The 21,072-nt window shown below is 67.9% G+C and carries 16 protein-coding genes; 10 read left to right on the top strand and 6 right to left on the bottom strand.

The window, feature by feature from the left end; translation table 11 throughout:
• Positions 1-41: 41 nt before the first annotated feature.
• The 5 genes from GGR25_RS08195 to GGR25_RS08175 all read left to right on the top strand — a co-directional run bounded on the left by GGR25_RS08195 (position 42) and on the right by GGR25_RS08175 (position 8,424).
• Positions 42-575 carry a tyrosine phosphatase family protein gene (locus GGR25_RS08195; RefSeq protein ID WP_183398255.1) on the top strand — a complete coding sequence of 178 codons (534 nt, stop codon included), beginning with the start codon at positions 42-44 and terminating at the stop codon, positions 573-575.
• A 2-nt stretch (positions 576-577) separates the two neighbouring features.
• Positions 578-946, top strand: coding sequence for a YbaN family protein (locus GGR25_RS08190; RefSeq protein ID WP_183398254.1), 369 nt, complete (start codon positions 578-580; stop codon positions 944-946).
• A gap of 123 nt (positions 947-1,069) precedes the next feature.
• Positions 1,070-3,754, top strand: a complete 2,685-nt coding sequence (ppdK, locus tag GGR25_RS08185; RefSeq protein ID WP_183398253.1) for a pyruvate, phosphate dikinase — start codon at positions 1,070-1,072, stop codon at positions 3,752-3,754.
• Positions 3,755-4,009: 255 nt separating this feature from the next.
• Positions 4,010-5,137 carry a cell wall hydrolase gene (locus GGR25_RS08180; protein ID WP_210299850.1) on the top strand — a complete coding sequence of 376 codons (1,128 nt, stop codon included), beginning with the start codon at positions 4,010-4,012 and terminating at the stop codon, positions 5,135-5,137.
• A gap of 305 nt (positions 5,138-5,442) precedes the next feature.
• Positions 5,443-8,424, top strand: a complete 2,982-nt coding sequence (locus GGR25_RS08175) for an autotransporter outer membrane beta-barrel domain-containing protein (RefSeq protein ID WP_246409465.1) — start codon at positions 5,443-5,445, stop codon at positions 8,422-8,424.
• A gap of 51 nt (positions 8,425-8,475) precedes the next feature.
• Here GGR25_RS08175 and acuI read toward each other — a convergent pair whose 3' ends face one another.
• Together acuI and GGR25_RS08165 are read right to left on the bottom strand one after the other, a co-directional pair.
• Positions 8,476-9,465 (bottom strand): acrylyl-CoA reductase (NADPH), encoded by a 990-nt coding sequence (gene acuI / locus GGR25_RS08170; RefSeq protein WP_183398250.1) that lies wholly within the window; start codon positions 9,463-9,465, stop codon positions 8,476-8,478.
• Positions 9,466-9,542: 77 nt separating this feature from the next.
• A complete protein-coding gene (locus tag GGR25_RS08165) occupies positions 9,543-10,955 on the bottom strand; it encodes a pyridoxal phosphate-dependent decarboxylase family protein (protein WP_183398249.1) in 1,413 nt (470 codons plus the stop codon).
• 168 nt (positions 10,956-11,123) lie between these two features.
• Between GGR25_RS08165 and GGR25_RS08160 the strand changes: the two genes are divergently transcribed.
• Both GGR25_RS08160 and glyS read left to right on the top strand, forming a co-directional pair.
• Positions 11,124-12,041: a glycine--tRNA ligase subunit alpha gene (locus GGR25_RS08160; protein WP_183398643.1), complete on the top strand. Its 918-nt coding sequence runs from the start codon at positions 11,124-11,126 to the stop codon at positions 12,039-12,041.
• The gene (gene glyS / locus GGR25_RS08155; RefSeq protein ID WP_183398248.1) at positions 12,041-14,260 is read left to right on the top strand and encodes a glycine--tRNA ligase subunit beta; all 2,220 of its coding nucleotides are present in this window, start codon (positions 12,041-12,043) and stop codon (positions 14,258-14,260) included. Before GGR25_RS08160 ends, glyS begins: the two co-directional genes overlap by 1 nt.
• A gap of 371 nt (positions 14,261-14,631) precedes the next feature.
• Here glyS and GGR25_RS08150 read toward each other — a convergent pair whose 3' ends face one another.
• The 4 genes from GGR25_RS08150 to GGR25_RS08135 form a co-directional block, all read right to left on the bottom strand.
• On the bottom strand, positions 14,632-14,820 hold the full coding sequence (locus tag GGR25_RS08150) for a hypothetical protein (RefSeq protein ID WP_183398247.1): 189 nt from the start codon (positions 14,818-14,820) through the stop codon (positions 14,632-14,634).
• 95 nt (positions 14,821-14,915) lie between these two features.
• Positions 14,916-15,779 carry a S49 family peptidase gene (locus GGR25_RS08145; RefSeq protein WP_343067998.1) on the bottom strand — a complete coding sequence of 288 codons (864 nt, stop codon included), beginning with the start codon at positions 15,777-15,779 and terminating at the stop codon, positions 14,916-14,918.
• 25 nt (positions 15,780-15,804) lie between these two features.
• Positions 15,805-16,608 carry a tRNA1(Val) (adenine(37)-N6)-methyltransferase gene (locus GGR25_RS08140; RefSeq protein WP_183398245.1) on the bottom strand — a complete coding sequence of 268 codons (804 nt, stop codon included), beginning with the start codon at positions 16,606-16,608 and terminating at the stop codon, positions 15,805-15,807.
• A 3-nt stretch (positions 16,609-16,611) separates the two neighbouring features.
• The gene (locus tag GGR25_RS08135) at positions 16,612-16,845 is read right to left on the bottom strand and encodes a putative signal transducing protein (RefSeq protein WP_183398244.1); all 234 of its coding nucleotides are present in this window, start codon (positions 16,843-16,845) and stop codon (positions 16,612-16,614) included.
• Between the two features lie 216 nt (positions 16,846-17,061).
• On the opposite strand from GGR25_RS08135, the gene GGR25_RS08130 reads away from it, so the two are divergent.
• The 3 genes from GGR25_RS08130 (at position 17,062) to GGR25_RS08120 (ending at position 21,027) form a co-directional block, all read left to right on the top strand.
• The gene (locus GGR25_RS08130; RefSeq protein ID WP_183398243.1) at positions 17,062-18,081 is read left to right on the top strand and encodes a polyprenyl synthetase family protein; all 1,020 of its coding nucleotides are present in this window, start codon (positions 17,062-17,064) and stop codon (positions 18,079-18,081) included.
• 97 nt (positions 18,082-18,178) lie between these two features.
• Positions 18,179-20,143, top strand: a complete 1,965-nt coding sequence (locus GGR25_RS08125) for a tetratricopeptide repeat protein (RefSeq protein ID WP_183398242.1) — start codon at positions 18,179-18,181, stop codon at positions 20,141-20,143.
• Positions 20,140-21,027: a 4-(cytidine 5'-diphospho)-2-C-methyl-D-erythritol kinase gene (locus tag GGR25_RS08120; protein ID WP_183398241.1), complete on the top strand. Its 888-nt coding sequence runs from the start codon at positions 20,140-20,142 to the stop codon at positions 21,025-21,027. Before GGR25_RS08125 ends, GGR25_RS08120 begins: the two co-directional genes overlap by 4 nt.
• Positions 21,028-21,072 lie beyond the last annotated feature (45 nt).

The raw sequence follows: 21,072 nt of genomic DNA, 5'->3' as shown, positions 1-21,072 counted from the left end.
GGCCGCCGGCGGCACTAGATAGGACCCAAGGAGAACCTGCCATGCCTCGTGTCCATGTCTGCTCGCTGCAGCGAATCGGCCCCACCGTCGCCCAGACCGGTGCCAGCCATCTCGTCACGCTGATCAATGTCGGCACGCCGGTCGAACGACCCGGCTCCATCCCCGAGGACCGTCACCTCTTCCTCGGCTTCAACGACATTCTGGAGCCGACGGAGGGCATGATCGCGCCCGCCGAGGAGCATGTCCTCGCCCTGCTCGATTTCGTCGAGCGCTGGAAGGCGGACAAGCCGATCGTCGTGCACTGTTTTGCCGGCATCAGCCGCTCGACGGCCGCGGCCTTCATCACGGTCTGCGCGCTCCGGCCCGAGCGCGACGAAGCGGACATCGCCGCCCGGATCCGCGCCTCTTCGCCCTCCGCCACGCCGAACCTTCGCCTCATCGGTTTTGCCGACGAGATCCTCGGCCGGCGCGGCCGCATGGTGCGCGCCGTGGAGGCGATCGGGCGCGGCCGCGATGCGTTCGAGGGCCATCCCTTCGCGCTCGATCTGGACGAGCGGTCGCCCGCCGCGCCCTGATCGTGACGCCGCTGAAGCGTCACCTGCTGTTCGCAGCCGGCTGGGTGATGGTCGCGCTCGGCGTGATCGGCATCTTCCTGCCGGTCATGCCGACGACGGTGTTCATGATCGCGGCAGCCTGGTTCTTCACGCGCTCCTCGCCGCGCTTCGAGGCCTGGCTGCTGAACCATCCGGTCTTCGGCCCGCCGGTGATGCGCTGGCGGGAGAATGGCGCGATCGGCAAGCGCGCCAAGATGTTCGCCGTCGTCTCGATGGCCGGCGGCTATGCGGTGTTCTGGTATGTCGTCACGCCCTCGCCCACGCTCGCCGCGATCGTGGCGGTTGTGCTTCTCCTCTCCGCCGCCTTCGTTCTGACGCGGCCCTCCGCATGAACCGACGCGCGTCCGCTTGACGCAGCCATCGCGTTCGGCGCGAATTAATTCGTGTTGCAGCGCGGCAAGCGGCTGAATTAGCTAGATCACGGGCGCGGATCGCGCCGCCGGGGAGCTCTGGTGATGGTCAAATGGGTCTACACGTTCGGCGGAGGCACGGCCGAAGGTGGGATCGCGCTGAAGGAACTGCTCGGCTCCAAGGGCGCCGGCCTCGCCGAGATGAGCGCACTCGGCCTCCCCGTTCCACCGGGCTTTACGATCTCCACCGCGATCGGCCAGCGCTATCTCGCCAATGGCCGCGACTTCCCCGCCGAACTCGCCGCCGAAGTGCAGGCGGCCGTCGAGGGTATCGGCCGCATCACCGGCCGCCGGTTCGGCGACGCGAACGATCCGCTGCTGGTATCCGTCCGTTCCGGCGCCGCCGTCTCCATGCCCGGCATGATGGATACGGTGCTCAATCTCGGCCTCAACGACCAGACGGTCGAGGGCCTCGCGCGCGCCTCGGGCGATCGCCGCTTCGCCTTCGACAGCTATCGCCGCTTCATGCAGATGTATGGCGACGTCGTGCTCGGCGTCGACCAGAGCGTGTTCGAGGAGCGGCTCGAGGATTTCAAGCTCGCCAAGGGCGTCGGTTTCGACGAGGAGCTTAGTGCCGACGACTGGCAGGCGATCTGCGACCTCTTCAAGGGGCTGGTGCTCGAAGAGCTGGAGATCGCCTTCCCGCAATCGCCCGAGGAGCAGCTCTGGGGCGCGATCCGCGGCGTCATCGCGTCGTGGAACAATCCGCGCGCGGCTGTCTATCGCCGCATCAACGGCATTTCGCCCGACGCCGGCACGGCGGTCACGGTGCAGGCGATGGTGTTCGGCAATCTCGGCGCCACCTCCGCAACCGGCGTCGCCTTCACGCGCCATCCCTCGACGGGCGAGAAGGTGCTCTGGGGCGAGTTCCTGCCCAATGCGCAGGGCGAGGACGTGGTCGCCGGCACGCGCACGCCGCAGGACCTGACCGAAGCGGCGCGGCGCGAGACCGGCTCCGATCTCCCCTCGCTCGAAGCGGCGATGCCCGAGACCTTCGCCGAGTTTCGCGAGGTCTGCGAGCGGCTCGAGCGGCATCATCGCGACGTGCTCGACCTCGAATTCACCGTCGAGCGCGGCCGCCTCTGGATGCTGCAGGCGCGGCCGGCCAAGCGCACGGCACATGCGGCGCTGAAGACCGCCGTCGACATGGTGCATGAGGGGCTGATCCCGAAGGCCGAGGCGGTGATGCGGATCGAGCCGCGCTCGCTCGACCAGCTTCTGCACCCGACAATAGATCCGGACGCCGCAGGCGATCTCTTCGCCCGCGGCCTTCCCGCCTCGCCGGGAGCCGCGTCGGGCTCCGTCGTGTTCTCGTCCGACGAGGCGGAGCTTGCCCGCGCGCAGGGCCGCAAGGTCATTCTGGTGCGCGTCGAGACGAGCCCCGAGGATGTGCACGGCATGCACGCCGCCCGCGGCATCTTGACGACGCGCGGCGGCATGACGAGCCATGCGGCCGTGGTCGCGCGCGGCATGGGCAAGCCCTGCGTGTCCGGCGCCGGCACGATCCGGGTCGACCTGCAGGCCGGCACCATGACGGCCGGCGGGCGCACGGTGCGCCGCGGCGACATGATCACCATCGACGGCGGCACCGGCCAGGTGCTCGTCGGCGCCGTGCCGCTGCGCGAACCCAAGCTCTCCGGCGATTTCGCCGAGATCATGCAATGGGCCGACGAGATCCGGCGGCTCAAGATCCGCACGAATGTCGACACGCCCGCCGATGCACGCGCCGCCCGCAGCTTCGGCGCCGAGGGCATCGGCCTTTGCCGTACGGAGCACATGTTCTTCGACGCGCGCCGCATCGCGGTCGTGCGCGAGATGATCCTCGCCGAGACGCCGGCCGAGCGCGCCGACGCGCTGACGCGGCTTCTGCCGATGCAAAAGGCCGATTTCGAGGCGCTGTTCGAGATCATGAACGGCCTGCCGGTCACGATCCGCCTGCTCGATCCGCCGCTGCACGAATTCCTGCCACGCGGCGACGCCGAGATCGAAGAGCTGGCGACGATCATGAAGATCTCGCCGGCCCGCATCCGCGCGCGCACGCAGGCTTTGGCCGAGGCCAATCCGATGCTCGGCCATCGCGGCGTGCGTCTCGCCATCTCCTTCCCGGAGATCGTCGAGATGCAGGTGCGCGCCATGCTGGAGGCGGCGCTCGAAGTCGGCGACCGGCTCGGCCAGGCCGTCGAGCTCGAGATCATGGTGCCGCTGGTCGCGACCAAGGCGGAGTTGGACCTCATCTATGCGCGCATCCGCGAATCGGAGGCGCAGGTGAAGAAGCTGCACGGGCGTGCGCCGCACTTCATGCTCGGGACGATGATTGAGCTGCCGCGCGCCGCGCTCGCCGCAGGAGAGCTCGCCCGCAGCGCGGCGTTCTTCTCCTTCGGCACCAACGACCTCACACAGACGACCTTCGGCATCTCGCGCGACGACGCCGCGACCTTCCTCAACACCTATCTCCAGATGGGTCTCCTGCCGAGCGACCCCTTCGCGACGCTCGATCGCGACGGCGTCGGGGCGCTGATCCGCATCGCCGTCGAGCGGGGACGGGCGACGCGGCCGGATCTCCAGCTCGGCGTCTGCGGCGAGCATGGCGGCGATCCCGCCTCGATCCATTTCTTCGCGGAGTCCGGGTTCGACTACGTCTCCTGCTCGCCCTTCCGCGTGCCCGTCGCCCGCCTTGCCGCCGCGCAGGCGGAGATCGAGGCCCAGCGCCGGGGCGAAAGCGCGGCCTGACGCGGCGCCAGTCCCAGGACGGCACAGGTCGTTAACCTCGTTTTTAGGATAATCCATCAACTTTTATGGAAGTGGCCGGAGCGACACACCGGCAAGACACGCCGGCATTGCCGGCCCCGTGCGCGTGGAGTTGCGTGCCTGATGCTACCGAGCGAGCAGCGAACCTATTACGCATCGCGCTCAGGCGTACCGGCAGGCCGGGATCCGCGCCTGGCCCTTCGCCCTCGCAAGCCGCGCCCCTCGCCGGCGCGCGCCGTGCTCCTCTCCCTCTTCCTGACGATCCTGCTGCTGCCGCTCGACGCCCGCGAGGTCGCGTTCCAGGACGTCGCCGATCTCTTCGGCGAGGAGCTTCCAATCAAGGAACGTTGGCTGGCGCGGATCGTTCCGGCGCCGGCGGGCGAAGCCTATGTCGCCGATATCGGCGATTCCGACGCGAAGGACGCCAAGCTCGCGCGGAGCGAGGGCGTCCTGATCGAGCCGCGGCTCGACATATTGCGCGAGGGGCTGGTCTCGGCGCCGCCCTTCACCGCCCCTGAGGTCAACCGCATCGCCAAGGCCGACATCACCGTGCCGCTCAAGCCGGCCAAGGTGACCTATGTGAAATTCTCCGCCGGGACGCTGGGCGAGAAGCGCGAGAACATCGCCTTCGCCGCCGGCGACGCGGCGAACGCCGCAATGCTCGCGCCACGCGAGGGGAGCAAGGACACGGCCGTTGCCGAGGCCGCGCCGCTGCCGAAGAAGAAGATCGCCAACCCGACCGTGACGCTCGCCTCGATCGCGCCGGTCGAGCGCAAGGGCCGGCGCGGGCGCGGCGATGCCGCCGATGCCGTCTCGGCCTATGCCAATGCCGACGACACGACGACGCTCGAAGCACCGTTCCGCGCGCTGATGAACGGGCCGTCCCGCATCGGCGCCGATGGCAAGCCGGATCATTGGTGGGTGATGAACCCGATCCCGCCGAATGCACGCTCGAAGACCGAGCAGAAGTGCCTGGCGACGGCGATCTATTTCGAGGCGCGCGGCGAGCCGGCGCAGGGCCAGCTGGCCGTCGCCCAGGTCGTGATCAACCGTCTGAAGAACCCCGCCTATCCGAACACGATCTGCGGCGTCGTCTACCAGAACAAGGACATGCGTAACGCCTGCCAGTTTTCCTTCGCCTGCGACGGGATCAAGGACCGCATCACCGACATGGGGTCATGGCGCCAGGCGCAGGAGCTCGCGCATCGCGTGCTCTATGAAGACAATTGGTGGAACGCCAAGGTCGGCTCGTCGACGCACTACCACGCCAACTATGTGCGCCCGCGCTGGGCCCGCACGATGAAGAAGATGCAGAAGATCGGCCACCACATCTTCTACAAGACCTATGGCGGCGGCTGGAGCTGAGCGGAGCCGGCCGCGGCGATCCGTCTTCCCTGAATTCCCTCCCGAGGGAGGCTTCCTGAGCCGTCGCCGCTCAACTCCATCCCCGACGGGCCCGCCAAGCGCTGTGTCCGTCGACGGCCTATGCGCCCCGCGCCCCACAAGACAAAGCATCTCATCGCACTTTTCGGACTTCTCCCGGTCGATCGGCTGAATTTATTGCAGCCTCATCATCAGCCCGGCTTTGCTTCGCTGTCCCGATGATGCAGGATGGCTGCAGGAATGGCGCGATGGGGGCACCGATGACTATTCCGCGGATAGTCTTGGCTATGGTCCTGTTTGCCGGGGTCGACGTTGGGCACGCATGGGCCCAGCAGACGCCGAGCTGGAACCTCTACGACAGCTACACGACATCCTACACGATCAATTATTCCAAGAGTTCGAACCTCGATAGCTCCGGGGCCGCGCTCTATGTGATGGCTTCTGTCGCCGGCGGGCCTGCGGTCGAATACCAGCTCGATACGGGCTCGCAGGGGATGGTCCTGCCGCAATATCTGATGCCGGACTTCCAGCAGTCGTCCAATCTGCAGAAGATCGAATATGGCAGCAGTGGCAATTACGCGCTCGGTACATGGACGACGCAGACCGTCACCTTTCCCGACAGCGATGATGGCCATGGCAACCTGGCCACGGCGCAGGTTGCGGTGTTTGTCGCGGCCGAATATTACGATACCGCAAATCCTGGCGGCGTTTCCTGCGCCTCGGCCGACGCCGGCTGCGCCCATATGATTGGCATCGGGTTCGGCCGCCCGGACACGGGCTGGGGACCCGACTATCTGCCCTCGCTGAACAACAACCCCTTGCTCCACATCACCGGGATGGACGAAGGCACGGTGCGTTCGGGCTATGTCATTACGCCCGACGGCATACAGGCCGGCCTGACGAGCGCGAATGCCGGAACCGGCTATGCCTATGTGCAGCTCCAGCCGACCACGGGCGCGACGGCGCCCAACTGGCAGACGCCGCAGGGCTCGGTGGTCGTCAATGGAACGTCGTCGTCCTCGTCGATTCTGGTCGATACCGGGCTGCAATATATGTGGGCGGACCTCGGCAGCTCCATCGCGGCGCAATCCGTCCCATGCCCCAGCAATGCGTCTTTCAATTGCGCCCCCGACGGGACGCAGGTGTCCGTCTATTTCGGCGGGACCGAGGCCGTCGGCTACAGCTTCGTCGTGGGCGGGACGGACAACCCGCCCGCGACACCGGAGTTCGCCCGGCTTGCTGGCGGCGGCGTGAATGCGGGCATCTATGTCCTTGCCTCCTTCACCTATGTCTTCGATGCCGTCGGCGGGTTTGTCGGCTATTCCGCGACCGATCCGCAGGGCGCCGGCATCTCATTCTCGCCCTATCTTTCGGCCGTGGGCGATTTCGATATGCCGTCGAGCTTCGCCACCAACCTGCCGGTCTATCTTGCCGGCGATTCGGTGTTTTCGACGCCCGACAACGCGACATTCGCCGGCGCGTTTACCGGCATAGGCGGGCTCACCCTGGATGGTCCCGGCGGAATCACTTTCCAGGCCAACATGACGCTCCCCGCCGGGATCACCATATCGGCCGGCTCGGCGACGTTCCAGGCGACGGTGACGGCGCCGGTCGCCGTCGCTTCCGGCGCCAGCGTCGCCAATCTCGGCACGATCGTCGGTAATGTGACGAATGCGGGGACCTTCTCCAATGACGGGACCGTCGACGGCAATTTCGCCAATTCGGGTGTACTCAACGGCAACGGCACGATCACCGGAGACCTGACCACCGGAGGCGCTGTCTCGCCCGGCCATTCGATCGGAACGGCGTCCGTGCAGGGCAATGTCTTCTTTCAGCCGGGATCCTATTATGTCGCCGAGCTCGGCGCCGGCGGCACCAGCGATCTCGTCGCGGCGAGCGGCCAGGTCTTCGTCGACAACGCGTCGCTCTATGTCGCACCGATGGCGGAATGGACGCCGGGATTTGCCAGCTATCAGCTCATCAGCGCGGGAGGAGGCGTCGTCGGCAATTTCGACGTGATCGCGCCGAGCTTCGGTTCGGTCGATGCGCCGTATCCCTTCCTCGACGTGGCCACGACAGCGGATAGCGGCGGCCTGCAGCTCGATATCGTGCGGAGCGGCGTGACTTTCGCCTCGGTGGCCGAGACCGCCAACCAGGCGGCGGCGGCGAACGCGCTCGATTCGGCCGCGGTCGGTCTCAACGGGCAACTGGTAGTTCTCGATGCCGCGAATGCGCGCTGGGCCTTCGAGCAGCTTCCCGGCGAAGTGAACGCTTCGGCCAAAGGCCTGCTCGTCGAGCAGAGCGGCCTGATCCGCAATGCGCTCGATGGACGCCTCCGCGCCGCGCAAGGCGGCGTCGCGGCATCGACCGATCAGGTCGCCAGCTACGGCTCGAGCGGCGGCGCGACCCTTGGGACCCCGACCGCTACGGACGGCCTCGCCGTGTGGACCGCGGGCTTCGGCTCGTGGGGCGAGATGGCCGGCGATGGCAATGCAGCCGAGATTTCGGGATCGACCGGCGGGATGCTCATCGGCGCCGATACCACGCTCGGCGACAGCTGGCGCGTCGGCCTCGCCGGCGGCTACAGCTATACGAATTTCAGCCTGACCGATCGCAATGCCTCGGGGGACAGCGAGAACTGGCATCTCGGCGTCTATGGCGGCAACACATGGGGCGGACTTCCGGCGGGCGAGATCGCGCTCCGCACCGGGCTCGCCTATACGTGGCAGGCCATCGAGACGAACCGCGCGATTGCCTTCAGCGGCTATGCCGACCAGCTTGCGGCCCATTATGACGCCGGCACGATGCAGGCCTTCGGCGAACTCGGCTGGCGGGTCGACACGGCCTACGCGGCGATCGAGCCCTTCGCCAACCTCGCCTATGTGCATCTGCATGACGACGGCTACACCGAGGATGGCGGGTTGGCGGCGCTGTCGGCCCCAAGCTCCAGCATGGGCACGAGCTTCACCACGCTCGGCCTGCGCCTGTCGCAACAAGTGGCATTCGCCGCCCTCGACGCGACGCTGCGCGGCGAGATCGGCTGGCGCTACGCCTTCGGCGACATCACGCCGCTCGCGACGCAGACATTCGCCGGTTCGGATGCCTTCACCGTGGCGGGTGTCCCGATCGCCCAGAATGCCGCCGTGCTCCAGGCGGGGCTCGACGTCAAGCTCGGCACCAGCGCCACGCTCGGCGTCGCCTATGCCGGCCAGTTCGGCGACGGGGTGACCCAGAACGGCTTCAACGCGAACCTCAAAATCGAATTCTAGAACCGACGGCCCGGATGGCTTTGCTGGGCGGCGCGGTTCGCCGCCCAACCATCAGCCGATCTCGACCACCAGCCGTCCGCGCACCTTGCCCTCGACGATCTCCCGCGCGGCGTCGATGACCGAGGCGAAGGGGATGCGCGTCGTGGCGCGGGCGAGCTTCGCGCGGTCGAGATCGCGATCGAGCCGGTCCCAGGCGACGAGGCGGATGGCTTTCGGCACATAGACCGAATCGATGCCATAGAGCGTGATGCGGCGCAGAATGAACGGGGCCACCGTCGCCGGCAGATCGAGCCCGCCGGCATTGCCGCAGGCCGCCACCGCGCCGTCATAGCGGATCATGGAAAGGACATTGGCGAGCGTCTGGCCGCCGACCGCATCGATGGCGCCGATCCAACGCTCGCGCGACAGCGCCTTGCCCGGCGCGGCAAGCTCCGCGCGGTCGATGATCTCCGCCGCGCCGAGTTCTTTCAGATAATCCGCCTGCTCCGGCCGCCCGGTTGAGGCGACGACGTGATAGCCGAGATCGGCGAGCAAGGTGACGGCGATCGAGCCGAGCCCACCGCTCGCGCCGGTGACCAGCACGGGACCGGAGGATGGACGGATGTCGTGCCGCTCCAGCGCGAGCACCGCCAGCATCGCGGTATAGCCCGCCGTGCCGATCGCCATCGCCTCGTCGCTCGTGAAGCCCGCCGGCATGGGAAGCAGCCATTCGCTCTTCCAGCGCGCCCGCTCCGCCCAGGCGCCGCAATGCGTCTCGCCGATGCCCCAGCCATTGATCAACACGCGGTCGCCGACGGCATAGAGGTCGCTGGCGCTTTCTTCCACCACGCCAACGCCGTCGACGCCCGGCACCATCGGGAAGCGGCGCACGACCGGCGCGCGTCCGGTCACCGCCAGCCCGTCCTTGTAATTCACGGTGGAGCGCTCGACCCGGACCGTCACGTCGCCCGGCATCAGATCCTCATCCGCCAGCGTTGCGAATCCCACCGATTGCACACCGGCTTCGTCCTTGCGGATCGTCACGGCCTTGAACTGCGACATGCGCCCTTCTCCCGGCATGGACCTGCGTCGACACCAGCATAGTGGACCGTGACGGCCTGCGAACCCCTTGCGCTGCGTCAAGCGGCGTCGCGGATGGGTCTCCACGCGGCGATGATCGCATCGGCCGCCCGATCGATATCGGCTTCCGTGGTCGGGAAGGAAATGACGGAGAGGCGCATGATCCAGCGGCCGCGCCACTGCGCGCCGCCGGCGAAGGCAACGCCGCCGGCCTGGAGCGCCGCGATCGTGCGCCGGGTCAGTTCGTCGGCGGTTTCGTCGGCCAGCCCCGCGCCGAAGCGGACGGCGACCTGGTTAAGCACGACGTCATTGACGATCGCGATGCCCTCCTCCTGCCGCAGCCGATCGGCAAGGCGCGCCGCGAGGCGGCAATGGCGCTCGACCATATCGGCGATGCCCTTGCGTCCGAGATGGCGGATCATCGCATAGGCCGGAAGGCCGCGGGCGCGCCGGGACAGCTCCGGAACATAATGCGACGGATCGCGCTCACTCTCGGCGACCGCCGGCAGATAGCTCGCCGCGATGGTCATGGCGCGCCGATGCGCCTCCGCGTCGCGGACGATGGCGAAGCCGAGGTCATAGGGCGTCTGCAACCATTTGTGGCCGTCGGTCGCCCATGAATCGGCGCCCTCGATGCCATGCGTCAACGCCGCGTAATTCGGCGCGGCACGCGCCCACAGGCCAAAGGCGCCGTCGACATGGACCCATGCCCCCGCCGCCTTCGCGGCCGGGATCAGTTCCGCGAAGGGATCGAACGCGCCCGTACTGATCTGGCCGGCCTGGAGAATGACGATCGACGGGCCCGATATGGCCTTCGCCCGCTCCGCGAAGTCGGCCGGCCGGATCCGACCCTGCGCATCGGTCGGCAGGCGCAGGACGCGGTTCGAGCCGAGGCCGAGGAATTGCAGCGCCGAGAAGACCGTCGCATGTGCATCCGCGCCGATCAGGACCGTGATCGGCGGCGCGCCGAACAGACCATCCGCCTCCACATCCCAGTCCGCCGTCCGAAGAACCGCTTTGCGGGCGGCCGCGAGGCAGACGAAATTGGCGACCGTGGCGCCGGTCACGAATCCGACGGACGCTTCGCGCGGCAAGGAGAGCAGGTCGAGCAGCCATCCCGCGGTGACGGCCTCCGCCGCGGCGCTGGCCGGCGAGGCAACATGGTTGCCGGCGTTCTGGCCGAACGCGCTCACCATCCAGTCGGCGGCGACGCCGACGGGATGCGAAGCCCCCATCACCCAGCCGAAGAAGCGCCGGCCGACCATCGCGGCAAGGCCCGGTCGGATCCGAGCCATGAGGTCGTCGATGACGGCCGGGCCCGGCTGGCCGGCGTCCGGCAGCGCCTGCGCGAACCGGTCGAGCATCACGCGATAATCGGCCGTCGGCCGCTGCGGACCGTCGTCGAGCCCGCGACGAAAGGCCAGCGCATGGTGATGCGCGCGGCTGAACACGTCGTCTGGATCGTCCGCCATGCGCTTCTCCCGACGTCAGCGCGCAGCATAGCGCGTTGCGGAGGCGGGCGCGACGCCCGGCCTTTCTTGACCTTGCGCGCGTCGCGCGATTAGGGTGCGCCGCCTTTCCAGCGGCCTTGCCGCTTCCTCTTCGAGATCGATCCGGTGTCCGAGACTCTCCCTCCCCATATGCGGCCCGACCGGTCCTTCCAGGGCCTGATTCTGGTGCTGCAGCGCTTCTGGGCCGATTATGGCTGCGTCATCCTGCAGCCCTACGACATGGAGGTCGGCGCCGGTACGTTCCATCCGGCGACCACGCTGCGCGCGCTGGGTTCCAAGCCCTGGCGCGCCGCCTATGTGCAGCCCTCGCGGCGGCCGAAGGACGGGCGCTATGGCGAGAACCCCAACCGCTTCCAGCATTATTACCAGTTTCAGGTCATCCTGAAGCCGAACCCGCCGAATTTGCAGGAACTCTATCTGGAGAGCCTGAAGGCGATCGGCATCGATACGAAGCTGCACGATATCCGCTTCGTCGAGGACGATTGGGAGAGCCCGACGCTCGGCGCCTCCGGCCTCGGCTGGGAGTGCTGGTGCGACGGCATGGAAGTCTCGCAGTTCACTTACTTTCAGTATGTCGCCGGCATCGAGTGCCGCCCCGTCTCGGGCGAGCTGACCTATGGCCTCGAACGCCTCGCCATGTATCTGCAGGGCGTCGACAATGGCTATGAGCTCAATTTCAACGGCCGCGAGGGCGCCGAGAAGGTGACCTATGGCGACGTGTTCAAGCAGGCCGAGGAGGAATACTCCCGGCACAATTTCGAATTCGCCGACACGGAGATGCTGAAGCGGCATTTCGAGGACGCGGAGAGGGAATGCCGCCTGCTGCTCGAAGCCGGCACGCCGGCGCCGGACGCCAGCGACCAGCGCCACAAGATGGTGCTGCCCGCCTATGACCAGTGCATCAAGGCGAGCCACCGCTTCAACCTGCTCGATGCGCGCGGCGTCATCTCGGTGACCGAGCGGCAAAGCTACATCCTGCGCGTACGCGAACTTGCCAAGGCCTGCGGCGCCGCCTGGCTCGAGACGGAAGCCGGAGGGAAGAACTGATGCCCGATCTCCTGCTTGAACTCTTCTCCGAGGAAATCCCGGCGCGCATGCAGCGCAAGGCTGCGGATGATCTGAAGAAGCTCGTCACCAATGCGCTGGTCGATGCCGGCCTGCCCTATGAAGGCGCCAAGGCCTTCGCGACGCCACGGCGGCTCGCGCTCGTCGTGCATGGCGTGCCCGCGCATTCGGCGGCGACCCGCGAGGAGCGCAAGGGCCCGAAGGTCGGCGCGCCCGACGCGGCCATCCAGGGGTTCCTCCGCAGCGCCGGTCTCGCCTCGATCGATCAGGCGACGATCCAGTCGGATCCGAAAAAGGGCGATTTCTACGTCGCCATCATCGAGAAGCACGGCCGCCACGCGACCGATGTCCTCGCCGAGGCTATCCCGCAGATCATCCGCTCGTTCCCCTGGCCCAAATCCATGCATTGGGGCTCGGGCACGCTGCATTGGGTGCGCCCGCTGCAATCGATCCTGTGCACCTTCGGGCCGGAGACCGAGGAGCCGGAGATCGTCGATTTCGAGGTCGACGGCATCCGCTCGGGCAATGTCACGCAGGGCCACCGCTTCCTGGCGCCCGGCGAGATCGTCGTGCGGCGCTTCGACGACTATGTCGAGAAGCTGGAAAAGGCGAAGGTCGTGCTCGATGCCGACCGGCGCAAGGACATCATCCTGGCCGACGCGAAGACGGGCGCCTCGGCGCTCGGCCTCGAACTGGTCGAGGATGAGGGGCTGCTCGACGAGGTGGCGGGGCTGGTCGAATGGCCGGTCGTGCTGGTCGGGACGTTCGAGGAGGAATTCCTCGCGATCCCGCCGGAGGTGATCCGCGCCACGATCCGCGCCAACCAGAAGTGCTTCGTTGTGCGGGAGGGCGGTTCGGACGCGCTCGCCAACCGTTTCGTGCTCGTCTCCAACATCGAGGCGATCGATGGCGGCGAGGCAATCACGGAGGGCAATGGCCGCGTCATCCGCGCGCGCCTCTCCGACGCCAAGTTCTTCTACGAGCAGGATCTGAAGGCGCCGCTGGACAGCCGGCTGCCGAAATTCGACGAGATCGTCTTTCACGAGAAGCTGGGCACGCAGGCCGAGCGCATCGCGCGGATCGAGGCGCTCGCCGCCGCGCTTGCGCCGCTGGTCGGCGCCGATGTCGAACTCGCCAAGCGCGCGGCGAGGCTCGCCAAGCTCGACCTCGTTACCGAAATGGTCGGCGAGTTCCCCGAGCTTCAGGGCCTGATGGGCCGCTATTACGCGACGGCGCAGGGCGAGAACCCCTCCGTCGCCGCGGCGATCGAGGATCACTACAAGCCGCAGGGCCCGAGCGACCGCGTACCGACCGACCCGGTCGCGATCGCCGTCGCGCTGGCCGACAAGCTCGATACGCTCACCGGCTTCTGGGCGATCGACGAAAAGCCGACGGGCAGCAAGGACCCCTACGCGCTCCGCCGCGCCGCGCTCGGCGTGATCCGGATCGTGCTGGAGAACGGGCTGCGTCTGGCGCTCCGCGGCAACCTTGCGGCGGCGCTGAACGGCCTCGACGATCAGCTCGAGGCCACGGCGCTGGAACGCTACGAGCGCCGGCAGCTCGGCGTCACGCAGCAGGATGTCGATGGCGAGCAGGATCTCGACATCTCGCTCGAGGCCTTCGGCCGAGAATTCCGAAGCCGCCTCGACGAGAGCGGCGCCGGCGCCCTCGCCGATCTCCTCGCCTTCTTCGTCGAACGCCTCAAGGTGCAGCTCCGCGATTCCGGCGCGCGGCACGATCTCGTCGATGCGGTTCTGTCGGCGGGTGGCGAGACCGCAAGCGACGACCTTCTTCTCATCGTTCGCCGCGTCGAGGCGCTGGGCAAGTTCCTCGAGACCGATGACGGCGCGAACCTTCTCGCCGGCTATCGCCGCGCAGCCAATATCCTGAAGGCCGAGGAGAAGAAGGGCGAGAGCTTCGAGGGCGAGGTCGATCCGGCGCTGCTCGGCGCCGCCGAGGAGAAGTCGCTGCATGTTGCGGCGCGCTTCGCACTGGCCGAGGCCAAGGCCGCCGTCGCACGCGAGGATTTCGCTGCCGCCATGGCCGCGCTCGCGCGGCTGCGCGCCCCGGTCGACGCCTTCTTCGACAAGGTGCTCGTCAATGCTGAGGACGCCGCCGTCCGCGTGAACCGGCTGAAGCTCCTCACCGCCATCCGCGACGCCACGCTGGCGGTGGCGGATTTCTCCAAGGTCGGGGGGTGAGGTTCTTCCGGGGTTGGCGCTTGCCAGCCTCGTTGCGACCCGCGACGCACAGGCCGTCCCATAGACCGGCGTCATCCCGGGCTCGACCCGGGATCCATGCAGCCGAGGCGCTGGACGAGGATGCGTCTCAGGCTGAATGGATTCCGGCTTTCGCCGGAATGACGGAGATCTGGATTTGCTTTGGGGGCAAGCCGGCGACCGCCAACGCTGCCGCTGACGGCGACCTCACGACTCGATGATCGGACGATCGTTCCCTGCCGCCAGAACGCTTCGACTGCGTCGAAGCTTACCCCTCCCCGAAAGTGCTCCGCGCTTTCGGCCCTCCCTCAAGGGAGGGCTGAAGGAAGCGTGCCACCTTGCGAGGGAGCGGCTCAATCCCGGCGGATGGGGCGGTAGACGCCCGTGACCGGGTCCTGCACCAGCGTCGCCATCGGCCGGTCGGCCATGGCGCGTTCGGCTTCGCGCAGGCGGATCGCCGCATGCTCGCGTGCCTTGGCGAAGGTTCGCGCGGCGACGACGCCGAGCGTTCCGAGCAGAGCAACCATGACAAGCTGCGGCATGTGATGTTCCTTCGGCATCAGCCTTAAACCACAAGCATGACTCCGCGCGGGCCGCACTGCAATAGGTGTGCCTCATGCGGCATGGCGACGCGCCATCAAAGGCCGAAGCGGCTCCAGAGGCTGCGCTCCTCGATCGCGGCAAGACCGGCCTCGACGAGATCGGCGCCGGCTCCGGCGCGCGAGGCCGGCGACATGCCGAAGCGCGAGAAGAAGCCGCGCCTCGGCTGGATCGGCAGCAGATCGACCTTGTCGCCGAAGCGCGCGCGCAGCACGCCATGCAGATCGCCGATCCGGTCGGCGAGGCCGATCTCGACGGCGCGCCGGCCCGACCAGAAGGCGCCGGTGAACAGCGTCGGCTCGTCGCCGAGCCGTGTGCCGCGGCGGGCGCGGACGAGGTCGATGAACATGTCGTGCACGTCGCGCTGCAGTGATTTGAGGTGCTGGATGTCGTCCGGCCGCTCCGGCTGGAAAGGATCGAGCATCGCCTTGTTCTCGCCGGCGGTGTGCACGCGCCGCTCGATGCCGAGCTTCTCGATGAGGCCGACGAAGCCGAAGCCGGCGGAGACGACGCCGATCGAGCCGACGATCGAACTCTCGTCGACGATGATCTCGTCGCCGGCCAGCGCGATCAGATAGCCGCCGGAGGCCGCGACGTCCTCGACGAAGACCAGAACATCCTTGTTCTTCTCGTCGGCGAGCGCGCGGATCCGCTTGAAGATCAGGTTGGACTGGACGGGCGAGCCGCCAGGCGAATTGATCACGACCGCGACGAGCGGCGCCTTCTTGATCGCGAAGGCCCGCTTCAGCGTGGCGGAAAGCCCGGCGAGCGAAAGACCGGGACGGATCGGCGAGACCTGGCCGATGACGCCGTTGAGGCGCACGACGGGGATGGTGACGCGGTCGCCGCGAAACCGCGCCGGCAGCACCTTTCGCAGGGAATCCAACCAGGTATCGGTCACGTCAACCTCCGCCAACGGCGCATCGTCACGCCGGCCATGGATGGACGTCGCACAGCGCGGCCCCCTCACGCAAGATCGCGCTGAGCGGCGCCGAGAAGCCGTTGCCATCGGTGTCGTGCAGGATCAGCCCCGGCAGGATCGCGAGCGGGGCTCGGCTGCCCTTGGTGGCACGGGCGATGACGCGCAGCGCCGGCTGGCGCGCGCGCGGATGGATGGGCAGGAGATGGACGCCGCCGAAACGGCCGTCCAGCGCCGGCAGGAGATCGCCGAGCCGCGCCGTGGGCAGGATCGCGGCGAGGATGCCGCCGGGCGCCAGCACCGCCGCGGCGGCGCGGAACCAGCCGTCGAGACCGGCCTCCGTGAGGACATGGGCGGCGGCGCGCTGGGCGCGCGGCGAAGACCGCACCGCGCCGGCCTCATAGAAGGGCGGGTTCATCAGCGCGAGTTCGAAACTGGCGGGCAGCAAACCCGCCTGCCGCCGTCCGGCCGCCGTGAGGATATCGGCGGCGACGGGATGCGCGCGATCCCGGTAGGCCGCATTCGCCGGCCGCTCCAGCGCGCGCCGCGCGGCATCGACGAGTTCGGCCTCGCGCTCGGCGAGAACCACGTCGACGGCCGCCGCGCGCGCCGCGAGGCAGAAGCCGGCGACGCCCGCGCCCGCGCCGAGATCGACCGCACGCCCTTCCGCACCATCGGCGAAGGCGGCGGCGATCAGCACCGCGTCGAGGCCGGAGCGGTGGTGTCCGGCGCGCGGCTGCACCGCCTCGACCCGTCCGCCGAGAAAGGCATCGACGCTGAAAGCCTCGGGTTCGGCGAGCGCCTCCGTCATCGCCTAGCGCTTGCCGGCGGGACGGAGTTCGTCCGCGATGCCGGCCTCCGTCATCAGCGCCCGCGCGGCGGCGATCTCGTTGCTCGGCACCAGCACGCGCCGCGGCAGCACGCCGAGCGATCCTTCCATGACGCTCATGTTCTGGTCGGCGAGGTAATATCCGATGCCCGCTTCCTTGAGCAGCGCCTCGACAAAGGAGATCAGGACCATGTCGTTGGTGCGGATGAGCTCGTCCATAAGCGTCTTTCGCCCTCCATGGCGCGGTTGCGCCGGCTCTTCGAAGGTAGGTGGCCCGGAGGCTGCGGGCAATGACGGGCACCGTGACAGAGCTTCCGCACTGTCCGATTGGCCGGCGTTCACGGGTCCCCTGCGGGATGTTGAACGATCGTGTCCCTTGTTCCGCGTCACCTACCCCCCTATTGTCGCCTCAAAATGGCAACCGGGAGCGTCCCCGTGGGATTGGTAGTTTCGCTGGACGAGGGCAAGAAGAAGGGCTCGGCCAAGATCGAGCCTCTGGTCGAGCTCGTCTCGGCGGATATGAACCGCGTCAACGAGCTGATCCTGTCCAAGGCCGGCTCGGATGTTGCGATGATTCCCGAAGTCGCCAACCACCTGATCTCGTCGGGCGGGAAGCGGCTGCGGCCGATGCTGACCCTTTCGGCGGCGCGGCTGTGCGGCTATCGCGGCGATGGACATGTGAAGCTCGCGGCGAGCGTCGAGTTCATGCACACGGCGACGCTGCTGCATGACGACGTCGTCGACGAGAGCGAATTGCGCCGCGGCAAATTGGCGGCCCGCATGCTCTGGGGCAACCAGGCGAGCGTGCTGGTCGGCGATTTCCTGCTCGGCCAGGCCTTCCGCATGATGGTCGAGGTCGGCTCGCTCGATGCGCTCGACGTGCTGTCGACGGCGGCTGCGGTCATCGCCGAGGGCGAGGTCATGCAGCTCTCGGCCGCCAAGCACATGTCGACGACCGAGGACGAATATCTCGCCGTGATCCGCGCCAAGACGGCCGCACTGTTCTCGGCCGCGGCCGAGGTCGGGCCGATTATCGCCGGCCTCGGTAGAGCCGAGCGCGCGGCGTTCCGCTCCTATGGCACCAATCTCGGCCTCGCCTTCCAGCTCATCGACGACGCGCTCGATTATGGCGGCTCCTCGGCCGAGCTCGGCAAGAAGGTCGGCGACGATTTCCGCGAGGGCAAGATCACGCTGCCGGTCGTGCTCGCCTATCGGCGCGGCTCGGAGAGCGAGCGCGCCTTCTGGCAGCGCGCGCTGGAGCGCGGCGAGATCGGCGAGGGCGACCTCGAAAAGGCGATCGGCCTTCTGCGCTCGCACCATGCGATCGAGGATACGGTCGAACGGGCGCGGCATTTCGGCTCGGTCTCGCGCGATGCGCTCGCGCCGCTGCCCGAGTCTCCCCACAAGGACGCGCTGCTCGAAGTCGTCGACTTCTGCATCGAGCGCGCCTATTGACCCCACGGCCCATCTTCTTGCGGCACAGCCGCAAAACAGCCATGCTTCCGCCAGAAGCTGGGCCGGAAGGTTTCGGACAGCATATTCGGTGCATCGCATGTTGAAATCGCGCGCCCGCCGGCTCCGCTATGCGGCGGCCTGTCTGGCCATTGCCTCCTTCTTCGCCGGACAGGCGGCCTTCGCCGACACGACGATTTCAGACCTCCTGCCGGATGATCTGGAAACCACCCTCTCCGGCAGCTTCCTCGCCGCGATGAACGCAGCGAAGAATCGCGATCTCGATGCCGCGACGGTGTTCTTCGAAGAGGCGCTGAGCCGCGACCCGAAGAACCCGTTCCTGCTCGACCGGACCTTCACGCTCCTCATCGCCAGCGGCAATGTCGAGCAGTCCTTCCCGGTCGCCGAGCGACTGGTCCAGGTAACCGATGCGAGCCGCATGGCGCAGATTGCGCTCGGCATTCAGGCGCTCAAGGCCAAGAAATACCAGGACAGCGCCGAAAGCCTGAACAAGGGCGACCGGAACGAGCTGTCCAGCATTACCTCGTCGCTGCTCGCCGCCTGGGCGGCGCAGGGCAGCGGCGAGACCGACGCGGCCCTGAAGATCATCGACACGACGCAGGGCCCGCCGTGGTTCGACGTGTTCAAGCGCTTCAATACAGCGCTGATCCTGGACGTGGCCGGGCGGCAGGATGAGGCGCTCGCCGCCATCCAGGCCGCGTACAAGGCCGATCCGACGGCGATGCGCGTCGTCGAAGCCTATGCGCGCATGATGGCGCGCGCCGGCAAGACGACCGAGGCTCGCGAGGCGCTCGACAAGTTCGCGAAGAGCGGCGTCGCCCTGCCGATCATCAAGGCGCTTTCCGACGAGATCGCGGCCGGCAAGAAGCCGGCGCCGATGGTCGCCAATGTCGCCGATGGCGGCGGCGAGGTGCTCTACGGTATCGGATCGGCGCTTTCGACGCAGAAGGGCGGCGACGAGGCCGGGCTGGTCTATCTCCGCCTCGCGCTCTACCTCGATCCGAAATCCGACATTGCCCGCATGGCGCTGGCCGAAGTGCTGCAGGGCATGCAGGACTACGACCGCTCGTCCAAGGCGTTCGACAAGGTCTCGAAGACCTCGCCGCTGCGCCGCACCGCCGACATGCAGATCGCCTTCAACTACGACGCGATGGGCAAGCGGCCCGACGCGATCCGTCAGCTGAAGAAGCTCGCGCAGGCTGATCCGAAGGACCCGGAGGCGCTCACCAGCCTCGGCACGCTCTATCGCGGCGATAAGCACTATCTCGACGCCGCGGATTATTACACCAAGGCGATCTCGGTCATCGAGCCCGGCGATCCGCGCGACTGGCTGCTCTATTACTATCGCGGCATCGCCTACCAGCTTGCCAATGAATGGCCGAAGGCCGAGGCGGATCTGCGCAAGTCGCTGGAGCTTTCGCCGAACCAGCCGCAGGTCATGAATTATCTCGGCTATAGCTGGATCGACCAGGGCATCAACATCGACGAGGGCACGGATCTCATCAAGAAGGCCGTCGAACTGAAGCCGGACGACGGGTACATCGTCGACAGCCTCGGCTGGGCTTATTACAAGACCGACCGCTATCCCGAGGCCGTGGCGCAGCTCGAGCGCGCCGTCTCGCTCCTGCCCGATGATCCGACGATCAACGACCATCTCGGCGACGCCTATTGGAAGGCCGGACGCCAGCTGGAAGCGACCTTCCAGTGGGCCCATGCCCGCGACCTCAACCCGGAGAAGCCCGAGGACAAGGCGCGCATCCTGGCCAAGCTCGCCAAGGGCCTGGACAAGGTCGAGGAGAGCCGCGTCGCGTCCGCCACGGGCAATACGGTCACAGACGCGACCACGGCCGACGCGGCCAAGCCCATGCCGAAGACGCTGACGATCGAGGCCGGCGACAGCCTGTGGAAGATCGCGGTCGAGCATTATGGCGATGGCGACTTCTACACCCGCCTCATCGAGGCGAACCGGACGAAGCTCGCCAATCCCAACCGCATCTTCCCCGGCCTCGTGATCGAGCTTCCCGCGGCCGACGGCGAGAAGTGACGGACGGCGGATCCGCCCCGGCGGCCGGCGCGGGCTTCGCGGCGGCCAAGATCAATCTTGCGCTGCATGTGACCGGCCGCAGGGCCGACGGCTATCACGAGCTCGATTCACTCGTCGTCTTCGCCGAGATCGGCGACAGCCTCGCCCTGGTGGACGAGGCCCCTGCCGCGCTCGCGATCGACGGTCCCTTCGGCTCCGGCCTCGACGATGGTCCCGACAATCTGGTGCTGCGGGCGCGCGATGCCGTTGCGGCCTTCGCCGGCCCCCTGCCCCCGCTCGGCTTTCGCCTGACCAAGCGCCTGCCGGTCGCCTCGGGCATCGGCGGCGGCTCCGCCGATGCGGCGGCAGCGCTTCGCCTGCTGGCCGGACGGCTCGCCATTCCGCTCGACGATCCGCGCCTGACGGCGGCGGCGCAGCGCCTGGGGGCCGATGTCCCGATGTGCCTTCTCTCCCGTTCGTTGCACGCCAGCGGCATTGGCGAGCGCATCGTGCCCTGGCCGGAAGCGCCACGGCTCGCCATGGTCCTCGCCAATCCCGGCGTCGGCGTCGCGACGCCGGCCGTCTTCCGTCGCCTCGCGCGCCGCGACGGGACGCCGCTACCGACTTTGCCGCCGCGGCCGAATGCGGACAGGCTCGCCGCCTTCCTGCGCGCCGAAACGCGCAATGATCTCGAAGCCCCCGCGATCGAGGAAGCGCCCGTGATCGCCGAGGCTCTTGAGCGCGTCGGCGCGGCCGAAGGATGCCGCCTCGCGCGCATGTCGGGCTCCGGCGCCACGGTGTTCGGCATCTTCGCCGACAGCGACGCCGCCGACCGCGCGGCGCAGCGGATCGCTACTGAGCGACCGGATTGGTGGGTGGTCGCGACGCAAGCCGGCGGCGGGTAGTGGGCCGCGCCGCCGGATTGAGGCCGATCGGATTTGCCGGCAGGA

Source organism: Kaistia hirudinis (assembly GCF_014196455.1).
GTDB classification, from domain to species: Bacteria; Pseudomonadota; Alphaproteobacteria; order Rhizobiales; family Kaistiaceae; genus Kaistia; species Kaistia hirudinis.
The sequence above is the reverse complement of the archived record's forward strand: the minus strand, read 5'-3'. Positions and strand labels throughout refer to the sequence as shown.

Coding starts and splice junctions, on each gene's coding strand:
- GGR25_RS08195 (WP_183398255.1), top strand. CDS start 42: ATGCCTCGTGTCCATGTCTGCTCGCTGCAGCGAATCGGCCCCACCGTC.
- ppdK (WP_183398253.1), top strand. CDS start 1,070: ATGGTCAAATGGGTCTACACGTTCGGCGGAGGCACGGCCGAAGGTGGG.
- GGR25_RS08175 (WP_246409465.1), top strand. CDS start 5,443: ATGGTCCTGTTTGCCGGGGTCGACGTTGGGCACGCATGGGCCCAGCAG.
- acuI (WP_183398250.1), bottom strand. CDS start 9,465: ATGTCGCAGTTCAAGGCCGTGACGATCCGCAAGGACGAAGCCGGTGTG.
- GGR25_RS08165 (WP_183398249.1), bottom strand. CDS start 10,955: ATGGCGGACGATCCAGACGACGTGTTCAGCCGCGCGCATCACCATGCG.
- GGR25_RS08160 (WP_183398643.1), top strand. CDS start 11,124: ATGCGGCCCGACCGGTCCTTCCAGGGCCTGATTCTGGTGCTGCAGCGC.
- glyS (WP_183398248.1), top strand. CDS start 12,041: ATGCCCGATCTCCTGCTTGAACTCTTCTCCGAGGAAATCCCGGCGCGC.
- GGR25_RS08150 (WP_183398247.1), bottom strand. CDS start 14,820: ATGCCGCAGCTTGTCATGGTTGCTCTGCTCGGAACGCTCGGCGTCGTC.
- GGR25_RS08140 (WP_183398245.1), bottom strand. CDS start 16,608: ATGACGGAGGCGCTCGCCGAACCCGAGGCTTTCAGCGTCGATGCCTTT.
- GGR25_RS08135 (WP_183398244.1), bottom strand. CDS start 16,845: ATGGACGAGCTCATCCGCACCAACGACATGGTCCTGATCTCCTTTGTC.
- GGR25_RS08125 (WP_183398242.1), top strand. CDS start 18,179: ATGTTGAAATCGCGCGCCCGCCGGCTCCGCTATGCGGCGGCCTGTCTG.